Genomic DNA, 12,187 nt, shown 5'->3' with positions numbered 1-12,187 from the left:
CCCCGCGCCCTCAGACCGGGGTGTGGTGGGGGAAGACCCCTATCCGTCGTCCGGGCCGGTCACTACCTAAGTAGTGCCGCCCACCTGACCACTGGCCGATGGCGGAAGCCGCCGGGCGCACCAGCATCGGGACCATGGATCTGCTGGACCTGCTGCACGACACGATGTCCTCGCCCTGGGTGTACCTGGCGATCTTCGCCATCGCGGTGCTCGACGGCTTCTTTCCGGTGGTGCCGAGCGAGACGGCAGTGATCACTGCCGGGGTGTTCGCCGCCTCGGGAGCGCCGTACCTGCCCGCGGTCATCCTGGTGGCCGCCGCCGGGGCACTCGTCGGCGATCACATCTCGTACGCCATCGGTCGGGGCGGTGGAGCGCGACTGCTCGACCGGCTGCCGCCCGACGGCCGGCGCCGCAGGGCCATCGACTGGGCCCGTCGAGGGATCGCGACGCGCGGTGGCCTGATCCTGACTGTGGCCCGCTACGTGCCGGGCGGCCGGACTGCGGTCACCCTCACCATGGGCGCGGTGCATTTTCCCCGGCGGCGGTTCCTGGCCTTCGACGCGCTCGCCGCCGGCTCGTGGGGGCTCTACTCGGCGCTGGTCGGCTACGTCGGCGGGCTGGCGTTCGAGCAGGATCCCCTGCGTGGTCTCCTGCTCGGTCTGGGCCTCGCCCTGACGGTGACGGTGGTCGTCGAGGTGGCCCGCTGGCTCGGCAACCGCCGTCGGTCAGCCCAGCCGACGGCGACGGCTGATCCGGTGGACCGGACGCCTGTGGGGTGATGTCAGTCGGCCGGCGGACACCAGGTGACGCCGTGCAGGAGCTGGGCGGCACCGAGCCACGCCACGTTCATCATCCGGGTGGCCGTCTTCTCCGGGTCGGCCTCCGGGTGGTCCGCGAGCCAGTCGGCCAGTGACTCCGTCGCGCCGACCAGGGCGTACGCGACGACCTCCAGGTCGGTGGGCGCGATCTCCCGGCCCTCGGCGCGGAGCGCGTGGTCGAGCATCCCGGCGACCACCTCGACCAGCCGGGCGCGCATGGTGGCCAACTCACCGGCGAACGGCTGCTCGCCCCGGGCCTGCCGGTAGAGCACCGCCCAGCCGTCCCGGTGTGCGCCGACGAAGCCGAAGAAGGCCCTCAGCCCCCGCCAGAGTCGCTCGTCGGCGGGCAGGTCGGGGGCTGCGGCCCCGGCGATAGCCTGCATCATCCGGGTGCCCTCCCGGTGCAGGCAGGCGACGAAGAGCTCCTCCTTGGTGCCGAGGTACGCGTACACCATGGGCTTGGAGATGCCGGCGTCCTCCGCGATCTCGTCCATGCTGGCGGCGTGGAAGCCGCGCCGGGAGAAGACCTTCACGGCCGCGTCGAGCATCTGTTGCTCGCGCACGGCGCGTGGCAGGCGCTTGAAGGCGGGAGGGGTGGACACCTTGCGAGCATACCTACTCGTGCGTAGGGTTACGCGCCAGTAGCCAATTCTTCCGGAAGGCGCACCTGATGACTGACTTCGACCCGGCCACCTTCGCCAACGTCGGCCCCAAGGAGTTCGCCCAGCTGGTCAAGTCCACCCCGGATGACAAGATCGCCCAGATGATGTCCGGTGACCTGCGCGACAAGGTCCTGGGCGAGGTGTTCGGCCGGATGCCGTCGCTGTTCCGCGCGGACCGGGCCGGCTCGACCAACGCGGTCATCCACTGGGTCATCACCGGCCGCCCCGACGGCGGCAGCGACACCTACGAGGTGGTCATCGCCGACGGCACGTGCGTCGTGAACGAGACCCCGCAGCATGACCCGAAGCTGAGCCTGACCATGGGCCCGGTCGAGTTCCTGAAGATCGTCTCCGGTGGCGCCAACCCGGTGATGATGTTCATGACCGGCAAGCTGAAGGCGAAGGGCGACCTCGGCCTCGCCGCCAACATCGCCAACCTGTTCGACATCCCCAAGGCCTGACATGGCTGAGTTCTCGCTCGACCTGAACGAGGAACAGCGGGATCTACGCGACTGGGTGCACGGCTTTGCCGCCGAGGTCGTGCGCCCGGCCGCCGCCGAGTGGGACGAGCGCGAGGACACCCCGTGGCCGGTGATCCAGGAAGCCGCCAAGGTCGGCCTCTACGGCTTCGAGTTCCTCGCCACCTGCTGGGCCGACCCGACCGGGCTCTCCCTGCCGATCGCCAGCGAGGAGCTCTTCTGGGGTGATGCCGGCATCGGCCTCTCCATCTTCGGCACCTCGCTCGCCGTCGCCGCCATCTACGGCGCCGGCACCCCGGACCAGATGGTCGAGTGGGTGCCGCAGTGCTTCGGCGACGCCGACTCGCCGGCCGTCGCCGCGTTCTGCACCAGCGAGCCGGAGGCCGGCTCCGACGTCGGCGCGATGCGCACCCGCGCCGTCTACGACGAGGCCACCGACGAGTGGGTGCTGACCGGCCAGAAGGCGTACGCCACCAACGGCGGAATCGCCGGCGTGCACGTGGTCACCGCCTCGGTCGACCCCACGCTCGGCTCCCGGGGCCAGGCGGCGTTCGTCGTACCGCCCGGCACCCCCGGCCTGGCCGCCACCCGCAAGCTGCGCAAACTCGGCCTCCGCGCGTCCCACACCGCCGACGTCTTCCTCGACGGGGTACGCGTGCCCGGCCGCTGCCTGCTCGGCGGCAAGGACGCCCTTGACGAGCGGTTGGCCCGCGCCCGCTCCGGGCAACGGGCCACCGGACAGGCCGCCATGCGCACCTTCGAACTGTCCCGACCGACAGTCGGCGCGCAGGCGCTCGGCGTGGCCCGGGCCGCCTACGAATACTCCCTGGACTACGCGAAGGACCGGGTCCAGTTCGGACGCCCGATCATCGAGAACCAGGCGGTCGCGTTCGCGCTGGCCGACATGCGGATGGAGATCGACGCGGCGCGGCTGCTGGTCTGGCGGGCCTCGTGGATGGGCCGCAACAACCGGCCGTTCACCGCGGGCGAGGGTTCGATGTCCAAGCTCAAGGCCGGCGAGGTGGCGGTGTCGGTCACCGAGAAGGCGGTGCAGCTGCTCGGCGGCGCCGGTTTCCTGCGCGACCACCCGGTCGAACGCTGGTACCGGGACGCCAAGATCTACACCATCTTCGAGGGCACCTCCGAGATCCAACGACTGGTCATCTCCCGGGCGATCTCCGGGATGCAGATCCGCTGAGCGCCGCCGGCCCGGCCCCTTTCCACGGGTCAGGCCGGCGGCGGCCCGGATTCCACGATCCGTGCCGTCTTCGTCACCCCGCGCCGACGCCAACTGGGCCTTCAGCCGCGCCCAGTGCATGATCAAGGAAAGAAGCCCTGATGGACGGGCAGGCCGCTGCCCGTCCGCGCACCACCCCTAGGAGGTCTGCGGCATGGACCTGCCGTTCGTCGTCGCCACGCTGACCCGTCGCGGACTGCTGACCCCCGGCAGCCCGATCCGGGTCGCCTCCCAGCTCAACGCCCTGCGTACGTGGGGATGGAGCCTGGCGGGCGAGTTGCGTCAGGCGGCTGCCCGGGACCCCGGCCGAACTGCGGTCATCGACGAGGACGGCGTCGAACTGACCTACCACGACCTGCTCGACCGGGCGGAACGGATGGCCCGGTCGATGCGGGCCGGGCTCGGCGTGCAGACGGGTGACCGGATCGGCGTGCTCTGCCGCAACCACCACGGTCTGATCGAGACGATCGTCGCCGCCACCCTGCTCGGTGTCGACGCGGTGCTGGTCAACACCGGGCTCTCCGCGGCCCAACTGGGCACCGTCGCCGAGGAACAGCGGTTGCGCCTGTTGGTGCACGACGACGAGTTCGCCGAGCGGGTCCTCGGTCTCCCCGCCGAACTGCCCCGGCTCGACGAACGCGCCCGCGAGGACCTGGTCGCCGGAGCGCTGCCGGGTGACCTGCACCCGCCGGAGCGCGACGGCCGGATCATCGTGCTCACCTCCGGCACCACCGGTACGCCCAAGGGCGCCCGCCGGCCCACACCGAGCGGCTTCGGCCCGCTGGTGTCCATCATCGACCGCATTCCCCTGCACGCCCGGGACCGGGTGATGATCGCCGCGCCGATCTTCCACACCTGGGGATTCGCCGCCCTCCAGGTGTGCCTGGCACTGCGGGCCACCATCGTGCTGCACCGACGCTTCGATCCCGCCGCCACGCTCGCCGCCCTGACGGCGCACCGGTGCGACGCGCTGTTCGCCGTACCCGTGATGGTGCAGCGGCTGATGGAGGTGCCCCCGCCGGACCCGCGTCCCCCGCTCAAGGTCGTCGCGGTCAGCGGTTCGGCCCTGCCCGGCGGCCTCGCACCGAAGTTCATGGACGCCTACGGCGACGTCCTGTACAACCTCTACGGCTCCACCGAGGTCTCCTGGGCGTCCATCGCCGGCCCGCAGGACCTGCGCCAGGCACCCACCACAGCCGGTCGGCCACCGCACGGCACCCGGCTGGAGATGCTCGACGACGACGGCCAGCCGGTGCCGCACGGACGGGTCGGGCGGATCTTCGTCGGCAACGAGATGCTCTTCGAGGGCTACACCTCCGGTACCAGCCGGGAAACCCACGACGGCCTGCTCGACACCGGCGACCTCGGCCGGCTCAACGCGGACGGCCTGCTCTTCGTCGACGGTCGGGCCGACGACATGATCGTCTCCGGTGGGGAGAACGTCTTCCCCTCCGAGGTGGAGGACCTGCTCGCCCAACTGCCCCAGGTCCGCGAAGTGGCCGTGATCGGAGTGCCCGACCCGGAGTACGGCCAGCGCCTGGCCGCGTTCCTCGCCCTACACCCCGGCGAAACGCTCGACCCCGAGGCGGTACGCGAGTACGTCCGGCACTACCTGGCACGCTTCTCGGTGCCCCGGGACGTGATCTACGTCAAATACCTGCCCCGCAACGCCACCGGCAAGGTGCTCGCCCGCGAACTACGCCGCTACTACGCCTGAGGTGCCCCGCCGGGGACGGTGATCCGACCCTCGATCGCGGCGGCGGCGATGTCGGTGCGGTGCTGCGAGCCAGCCAACTCCACCCCGTCCACCAGCGCGTACGCGGCGTCCCGCGCCCCGGCCAGGTCGGCGCCGACGGCCGTACCGCAGAGGACCCGACCGCCGGCGGAGAGCAACGCGCCGTCGCCGGCCCGGCGGGCGGTGCCGGCGTGGATGATGCCCGGCCGGTCCGCGCCGGTGATGACATCGCCGGTACGCGGCGCGGCTGGGTAACCCTCGGAGGCGAGCACCACGGTGACCCCGCTGCCGTCGCGCCACCGCAGCGGCGGGTGCTCGGCCAGCGTGCCGGTGGCAGCCGCGTGCAGCAGCCCGCCCAGCGGGGTCTCCAGCAGCGCGAGCACCACCTGGGTCTCCGGGTCGCCGAAGCGCGCGTTGAACTCGATCACCCGAGGACCGGCCGTGGTGATCGCGAGCCCGACATAGAGCAGGCCGGCGAACGGGGTGCCCCGGCGGCGCATCTCCGCCAGCGTCGGGTGGACCACGTCGCGCATGACATCGTCGACCAGGCCCGACGGGGCCCAGGCCAACGGCGCGTACGCCCCCATGCCACCGGTGTTCGGCCCGGTGTCGCCGTCGCCGAGGCGCTTGAAGTCCTGGGCCGGCAGCAGCGGCAACGCCGCCTCACCGTCGGTGACCACGAAGAGGCTGACCTCCGGGCCGTCGAGGAACTCCTCGACCACGACCCGTCCACACTCGCGGGCGTGCGCCAGCGCGGCCGACCGGTCGTCGGTCACCACCACGCCCTTGCCGGCGGCGAGCCCGTCGTCCTTCACCACGTACGGGGCACCGAACTCGTCCAACGCCCGAGCGGTGCTCTCGTCGTCCGTGCAGACGTACGCCCGGGCGGTCGGCACACCGGCGGCGGTCATCACGTCCTTGGCGAACGCCTTCGAGCCCTCAAGCTGGGCGGCCGCGCCGGACGGACCGAACACAGCGATGCCCTTGGCACGGACCGCGTCGGCCACCCCGGCGACCAGCGGCGCCTCCGGCCCGATCACCACCAGGTCAGCTGCGGTCTCCACGGCCAACGCCGCCACCGCCGCCGGATCTGTCGGAGTCACCGTCCGCAGCTCAGCAAGCGAAGCGATCCCCGGATTGCCCGGCGCGGCAATCAGCGCAGAGACACCCGAATCCGCCACCAGCCCGAGCGCAAGCGCATGCTCCCGCCCGCCACCACCCACCAAAAGAACCCGCACGCCCGGCATCCTACTGCCCCCTTCCGTGCCCTCCCGTTGATCATGAGGTTGACGGCCTAAGTATTGATCCACTAGCCCGTCAACCTCATGATCGACGGGGGTGAAGGGCTGCGATCGCCTCACGGACCGTGTGGGGGATGTAGTCGGGCTGAAGGGTGTCCTGCCAGGTGAAACGGAGGATGGCCCAGCCGGCGTTGACCAGGCGGTTCTGCCGACGACGGTCGGCGTAGGCAGCCTCTGGGGTGCTGTGCGCATCTCGGCCGTCCGCCTCCGCGATCACCCTTGCGCCACGCCAACCCAGGTCGCCGATGCCGAGCAGATATCCGTCGTCGTCACGCACTTCCAGCTGTAGCGCATCTGGCGGAACTCCCCCGTCAACGCATCGCAGCCGCGAGCGGGTCTCCAGTGGCGACTGCGCCCGGCCATCCGCCTCGGCGAGGTAGCCGCGTGCGGCGACCGCACCGCGCCGACCTCGAATCAGCGCCGGAATGGTTGCCAGACATTCGGGCGTGAGTAGCCCCCGGCTGAGGGCGGAGTCGAGCACCGAGACCGCCGCGTACCGGCGCTCCCGCAGGATGATCTCGGAAACGGTAAGCCGTGGCTCGGTAGCCGCGATCCCGTTCACCCGGACCACCGTGCCCGGAGGGTGTTCGAGCTGGTGCAGCACGATCGCGGGATCCGAAAGCCGCGCCAGCTTTGCTGCCCTGCCCGGCAGCGCCACATGAATCTCGTCCCGACGCGGCAGTCCGGCGATGCCGTACAACTCAGCTGCGGTGCCGAACACTGCATGAGCATCCGGGCCCAGCGAGAGCACGGCGGCACGAACGCGACACCGACGAGCAGGTGATTCACCGTGCCGGCAGCGAGTCAGATAGACCGCTCGCGCGAGTGGTCGCCAACGGCCTACGGCCACCAGATGGTCGATGTCGTGCCGGCTGAAGCCGGCGTTCAGCGCCTGCGCTCGGGTGATCAGGTCATCCTGCCCGGCAGCAATCGAGCGAACAATCTCTGCACGATCCACAAGCCCACGCTGACCGCTCCACCAGCCAACCACCAGACCTGTGGATAACCCTGTGGACAGCAGTGTGCCCGCGCCTCGGTGATCATGGAGTTAACGGGACCATTGTAGATCGAATACCCCGTCAACCCCATGATCACCGAGGCGGAGGGTGATCAACCACAGGGGCCGGAGAGGTTAGGGGAGGAGGGGGTTCAGGATGACGTTTTCGTCTCGGCCGGGGCCTACGCCTACGACGCTCACCTTGGTGTTGCAGAGTTCTTCGATCCGCGCGATGTAGCGGCGGGCGTTCTCCGGCAGGTCCTCGGCGCTGCGGGCCTTGGTGATGTCCTCCCACCAGCCGTCGAGTTCCTCGTAGACCGGCTTGGCGTGGTGGAAGTCCGTCTGGCTCATCGGCATGTCGTCGACCCGCACGCCGTTGATCTCATAGCCGACGCAGATCGGCACCTTGGGCATGCCGGTGAGCACGTCCAGCTTGGTGATGACCAGGTCGGTGACGCCGTTGAGGCGGCAGGCGTACCGGGCGACGACCGCGTCGAACCACCCGCACCGGCGTTCCCGTCCGGTGGTCGTGCCGTACTCGGCACCGATCTTGCGCAGGTGGTCACCGTTGGCGTCGAACAGCTCGGTCGGGAACGGCCCCGCACCGACCCGGGTCGTGTACGCCTTGCTCACCGCGATCACCTTGCTGATCGCGGTCGGCGGGATGCCGGCGCCCACGCAGGCACCACCGGCGGTCGGGTTGGACGAGGTCACGAAGGGGTACGTGCCGTGGTCCATGTCGAGCATGGTGGCCTGTGCGCCCTCCAGCAGCACCGTCTCACCCTGGTCCAGGGCGTTCCAGAGCATCGCCCGGGTCTCCGCGATGTACGGCTTGAGCCGCTCCGCGTACTCCAGGTACTCCTCGACGGTCGCCTCAAGGTCGATCGCCTTGCGGTTGTAGACCTTGAACAGGATCTGGTTCTTCTCGCGCAGGGCGAGTTCCAGCTTCTTGCGCAGGATGCCCGGGTCGAGCAGGTCCTGCAGTCGGATCCCGATCCGGGCGACCTTGTCACCGTACGCGGGGCCGATGCCCCGACCGGTGGTGCCGATCCGGGACGAGCCGAGGTAGCGCTCGATCACCCGGTCCAACGCCCGGTGGTGCGGCATGATCAGGTGCGCGTCGCCGGAGATCCGGAGCCGCGACACGTCGACGCCGCGTTCGGCCAGGCCGTCGATCTCGGCGAGCAGCACCTTCGGATCGACCACCACACCGTTGCCGATGACGATCATCGCGTTCGGTGAGAGCGCTCCGGAGGGCATCAGGTGCAGTGCGTACTTCTGGCCGTCCGGGGTGATCACCGTGTGCCCGGCGTTGTTGCCGCCGGAGTAGCGCACGACGTAGTCGACCCGCTCACCCAGCAGGTCGGTAACCTTGCCCTTGCCCTCGTCGCCCCACTGGGCGCCGAGGAGCACGATCGCTGGCATCTTTTCCGCCTCCAGAAGGCTCGGGTGCCAGGTGGCGACCGGTTGGCGAGCCCGGGGTGTCAGGTTAACAAGTAGTAACGGCGCGGCCGGCAGGGGTCACGTCGAGAGGCAGGAGGCTCCTTCCGTGTACGACGTGGTGCTGCTCACCCTCGGTTCGGAGCGGGATGCTCCCGGGGGCTGTGGCAGCGGAGGGGCCTGCTGCGGCGGTGCGGCCGAGACCGACACCGCCCCGACCAGCCAGACCGACACCAGCCCGACCAGCCAGGTCGACACCGACCAGGTCGACACCGACCAGGTCGACGGTGACACCGAGCGCTGCACCACCGAGCGCCCACGGGTGCCGGTGCTGGCCTGCGCCGATGCGCTGAACACGCGGGGTGCCCGGGTGGAGATGGTCACCGCCCGTTCCGATGCGGAGATCGACGCGGTGTTGGCCCGGCTCGACGGTCCGGCCCGCCCCGACGGGCTGACCTGGCCGGATCCGGACGGCAAGACCCGACTGGTCGTCGCGACGGCCAGCGACGGGCAGCTGCGGGCCGTGCTGCGCCGGCTGGTGCGGCGGTACGCCCCAGCGCCGAGCCGGCGTCCGGCGGATCTGCCCGGCGACCGGACCCTGCCCGACCTGCCCCCGGTGGCCGTACTCCCGCTCGATCCGGCCCGTGGTGGCACCCAGCGGGACCTGGCCGCGCAGCTCGGGCTGCCCCGTGACCCGGCGGCGGTGGCCGCCGCGGTGTTGGACGGCACGCCGCGCCGACTGGATCTGCTGCGCAACGACGCTGGTTCGGTGACGCTGGACGGCGCGCTGCTCGGCGCAGCCGACGACGCCGGCCGGCCGTTGCAGTGGCGCGCCCGGGTGGAGGTGGACGACACCATCCTCACCGACGGTGACGAACCGCTGCTGGCGTGTGCGGTCGGCAACGCCGGCGGGTACGCGACGCTCGACGACGTGACGCTGCTGACCGCGCCGGACCCGGCCGACGGCCAGATCGAGGTCGCGGTCGCCGTGCCGGTGGTCGTCCGCTCGGCGTTGGGCCGCAAGCGGGTACGCCTCGAAGTCCGGCGGGCCCGCGGCCGGGCGGTTTCGGTGCTGCCACGGGAGGGGAAGGTGCCGTACCTCGACGATGGTGTCGAGGGCGAGCTGACCCGGAAGCGTTCCTGGTGGGTCGAGCCGGGCGCCTGGGCAGTCTGGTCGAGCTGACCTCGGCCGTGTGGAGCGGCCGACCTCGGCTGCGCCGACCGCCCTCCGTGGGTGGTTGCGCCTATCCTCGCAGGAGGACTGGGGAGGGCCGTAATGGACGAGAACGCCGACCGGGCACAGGTGCACGGCCAGCAGCCGGCGCCGGAGCGGGACATCGAACCACTCTGGCCACCGGATCCGACCGACCAGGGCGCGGGGAAGGTCGTACCGCCGTGGGCGGCGGTCGCCGAGCAGCGCAGCGCGCCGCCGCCGGTCGCGTCCGGGCCGGTGACACCGCCGGTGGCCGCGCCGCCGATCAGCCGGCCTCCGGTCCCCGGCCAGCCCGGGGCAGCGCCGCTGCCACCCCCGTCCCCGTCCGACTACCCGTCGCTCAGCGGCGCCGTCCCACCGCCCGGGGCCTGGGGGGCCAGCGGCGCGTCCGGCGCCGGGTCTGCATGGGCGCCAGCGCAGCCGAGTTGGCCGCCACCGGCCGATCCGACCGCCGCGTCGACGCCACCCGGTCCGCCCGCGACCGGCACGCCGCAGGCGGGCGACCCTCCCGCGAACAACGTCGTCCCGGGCGGCAACGGGGTTGCCGCGGGCACGGCGACACCGACCACGGCCTTCGCGCCGGACAGCCGACCCGAGTCGACGGGCACCGCGGCCGGAGTGGCGCAGGTGCCGACCGGTGATCGCGGCACGGCCGCCGTCCCCGCCCCGCCGAGCACCCCGGGCGGCGTCGACCTGGACCTGCCCTTCACCCTGGACCGCCCCACCGCGGCTGGCACGCCCACCGACCGCCCTACGGGGGCTGCCACGCCCACCGGCCGCGGCAGCGCTGTAGATCCCGCGCCGGCAGACTCCGCGCCGACGCCCTCGGCTGACGGCAACGGGGACGACGCGTCCGCCGGTGCGGCGGCACGGCCGGCCAACGAGTCGCCGTGGGCGTACCCGCCGCAACGCCCAGCGGGGGCACCGGCCCACGACGAGGCCGCGGCGACGCCCCCGATCCCCGCTCCGCCGGGGCCACACTCCGGCGTCGCGCAGGCCGGCCCCGGTCCGGCCGGACCGTCGGTCGGCCCGGCGATCCCTGGTCAGGTCAGCCCGGCGTCGATCCCGCCCCCGCCCGACCTGACGCAGTTCGGCAACCCGCCGCAGCAGGCTCCTCAGCCGGCCGCGCCGCCCGGGCCGTACCCACCCTCCCCTGGTTGGTACCCGCCGCCGTGGCAGCAGGGCACGCCCGGTGTCCCGCCTGGTCAGCCCTACCAGGAGGCCGAGGGGGTGACCCGGGTGCCGGCCACCGGATACCCGGACGCCACCGGTTACCCGGACGCGAGCTGGACTCCGGAGTCCACGCCGGTGCCGACCGCCGAGGACTTCAGCCGACGCCGGCAGGTGCGGCCCGCCGACCCGGTCGCGACCATGGGTGTACGCGCGGTGGTCAACAAGATGGGGCTGCTCCGGCTCTCCCCGGGCCGGCACGAGCAGGAGCTCAAGCGGGACATCGAGATGGTGCGCCGCAACTTCGGCGGGCTGCGGCAGGTGACCGTGGTCAATCCGAAGGGCGGTGCCGGCAAGACGGTGGCCATCCTGCTGCTTGCGATGACGTTCGGCCAGAAGCGCGGCGGTTACGTGCTGGCCTGGGACAACAACGAGACCCAGGGCACCCTGGGGATGCGCGCCCAGCAGGACTTCCACTCCCGCACGGTCCGGGACATGCTGCGTGACCTCGGGCAGTTCCAGGGCGCGCACGGGCGGGTCGGCGACCTGTCGCAGTACGTGCGCTCGCAGGGCGAGGGGATGTTCGACGTCCTGGCCTCGGACGAGTCGGCCACGGGTGGCGAGATGTTGACCGCTGCCGCGTTCGCCGAGATCCGCGAGGTGGTCAGCCGGTTCTACAAGTTGATCTTCGTGGACACCGGGAACAACGTCCGGGCACAGAACTGGCAGGCCTCGATGGACGCCACCGACCAGTTGGTGGTCACCATGTCGGCCCGTAACGACTCGGCGGAGACCGCCGCCCGGATGCTCGACCACCTGGAGCAGAGCGGCCGGCAACGACTGGTCCGCCAGGCCGTGACGGTGGTGTCCATGCCGCCGTCCCGCAAGGAGATCGACCTACCAGCCATCCAGGAGCACTTCGCGGCCCGTACCCGGGCGGTGCTGCTGGCCCCCTACGAACGCCTCATCGACACGGGCGAGCCGATCCGTTACGGCGGGCTCTCCTCCGCCACCCGGGACGCCTGGCTGAAGATCGCCGCGGCGGTTGCCGAAGGGCTGTAGGGCCCGGCGTCACAGCCCCTGGCCGGCCTGCGGCGGGCCCGGACGACGACCGGCCCGGGTGTCGGGCCGGCCG

General features: G+C 71.7%; 10 protein-coding genes. 6 read left to right on the top strand and 4 right to left on the bottom strand.

Going from position 1 to position 12,187, the window contains the following annotated elements:
* Positions 1-134: 134 nt before the first annotated feature.
* A complete protein-coding gene (locus tag ABGB10_RS29355) occupies positions 135-779 on the top strand; it encodes a DedA family protein (RefSeq protein ID WP_347664234.1) in 645 nt (214 codons plus the stop codon).
* A 2-nt stretch (positions 780-781) separates the two neighbouring features.
* Here the strand turns inward: ABGB10_RS29355 and ABGB10_RS29350 are convergent, their stop codons facing one another.
* Positions 782-1,420, bottom strand: a complete 639-nt coding sequence (locus ABGB10_RS29350) for a TetR/AcrR family transcriptional regulator (protein ID WP_347664233.1) — start codon at positions 1,418-1,420, stop codon at positions 782-784.
* 68 nt (positions 1,421-1,488) lie between these two features.
* Here ABGB10_RS29350 and ABGB10_RS29345 point away from each other — a divergent pair, with 68 nt between their 5' ends.
* The 3 genes from ABGB10_RS29345 (at position 1,489) to ABGB10_RS29335 (ending at position 4,913) form a co-directional block, all read left to right on the top strand.
* Positions 1,489-1,941 (top strand): SCP2 sterol-binding domain-containing protein, encoded by a 453-nt coding sequence (locus ABGB10_RS29345; RefSeq protein WP_347664232.1) that lies wholly within the window; start codon positions 1,489-1,491, stop codon positions 1,939-1,941.
* A 1-nt stretch (position 1,942) separates the two neighbouring features.
* Positions 1,943-3,157 (top strand): acyl-CoA dehydrogenase family protein, encoded by a 1,215-nt coding sequence (locus ABGB10_RS29340; protein WP_347664231.1) that lies wholly within the window; start codon positions 1,943-1,945, stop codon positions 3,155-3,157.
* Between the two features lie 193 nt (positions 3,158-3,350).
* Entirely contained in the window at positions 3,351-4,913 is a 1,563-nt protein-coding gene (locus ABGB10_RS29335; RefSeq protein WP_347664230.1) for an AMP-binding protein, read from the top strand.
* On the opposite strand, the gene purD is transcribed toward ABGB10_RS29335, so the two are convergent.
* The 3 genes from purD to ABGB10_RS29320 all read right to left on the bottom strand — a co-directional run bounded on the left by purD (position 4,904) and on the right by ABGB10_RS29320 (position 8,654).
* Positions 4,904-6,169, bottom strand: a complete 1,266-nt coding sequence (gene purD / locus ABGB10_RS29330; RefSeq protein WP_347664229.1) for a phosphoribosylamine--glycine ligase — start codon at positions 6,167-6,169, stop codon at positions 4,904-4,906. The genes ABGB10_RS29335 and purD overlap by 10 nt on opposite strands.
* Before the next feature lie 85 nt (positions 6,170-6,254).
* Positions 6,255-7,190: a type IV toxin-antitoxin system AbiEi family antitoxin domain-containing protein gene (locus ABGB10_RS29325; protein ID WP_347664228.1), complete on the bottom strand. Its 936-nt coding sequence runs from the start codon at positions 7,188-7,190 to the stop codon at positions 6,255-6,257.
* 174 nt (positions 7,191-7,364) lie between these two features.
* Positions 7,365-8,654, bottom strand: a complete 1,290-nt coding sequence (locus ABGB10_RS29320; protein ID WP_347664227.1) for an adenylosuccinate synthase — start codon at positions 8,652-8,654, stop codon at positions 7,365-7,367.
* A gap of 124 nt (positions 8,655-8,778) precedes the next feature.
* Between ABGB10_RS29320 and ABGB10_RS29315 the strand changes: the two genes are divergently transcribed.
* Together ABGB10_RS29315 and ABGB10_RS29310 are read left to right on the top strand one after the other, a co-directional pair.
* Complete coding sequence (locus ABGB10_RS29315; RefSeq protein WP_347664226.1) at positions 8,779-9,852, top strand: hypothetical protein; 1,074 nt, start codon at positions 8,779-8,781, stop codon at positions 9,850-9,852.
* A gap of 93 nt (positions 9,853-9,945) precedes the next feature.
* The gene (locus ABGB10_RS29310) at positions 9,946-12,114 is read left to right on the top strand and encodes a chromosome partitioning protein (protein ID WP_347664225.1); all 2,169 of its coding nucleotides are present in this window, start codon (positions 9,946-9,948) and stop codon (positions 12,112-12,114) included.
* Positions 12,115-12,187: the final 73 nt, after the last annotated feature.

The sequence above is a fragment of the Micromonospora sp. B9E7 genome (assembly GCF_039871815.1).
Classification (GTDB): domain Bacteria; phylum Actinomycetota; class Actinomycetes; order Mycobacteriales; family Micromonosporaceae; genus Micromonospora.
The sequence above is the reverse complement of the archived record's forward strand: the minus strand, read 5'-3'. Positions and strand labels throughout refer to the sequence as shown.

Bases quoted from the DNA above. Each gene is read 5' to 3' on its own strand.
- ABGB10_RS29355 (WP_347664234.1), top strand. From the start codon at position 135: ATGGATCTGCTGGACCTGCTGCACGACACGATGTCCTCGCCCTGGGTG.
- ABGB10_RS29345 (WP_347664232.1), top strand. From the start codon at position 1,489: ATGACTGACTTCGACCCGGCCACCTTCGCCAACGTCGGCCCCAAGGAG.
- ABGB10_RS29340 (WP_347664231.1), top strand. From the start codon at position 1,943: ATGGCTGAGTTCTCGCTCGACCTGAACGAGGAACAGCGGGATCTACGC.
- ABGB10_RS29335 (WP_347664230.1), top strand. From the start codon at position 3,351: ATGGACCTGCCGTTCGTCGTCGCCACGCTGACCCGTCGCGGACTGCTG.
- ABGB10_RS29320 (WP_347664227.1), bottom strand. From the start codon at position 8,654: ATGCCAGCGATCGTGCTCCTCGGCGCCCAGTGGGGCGACGAGGGCAAG.
- ABGB10_RS29310 (WP_347664225.1), top strand. From the start codon at position 9,946: ATGGACGAGAACGCCGACCGGGCACAGGTGCACGGCCAGCAGCCGGCG.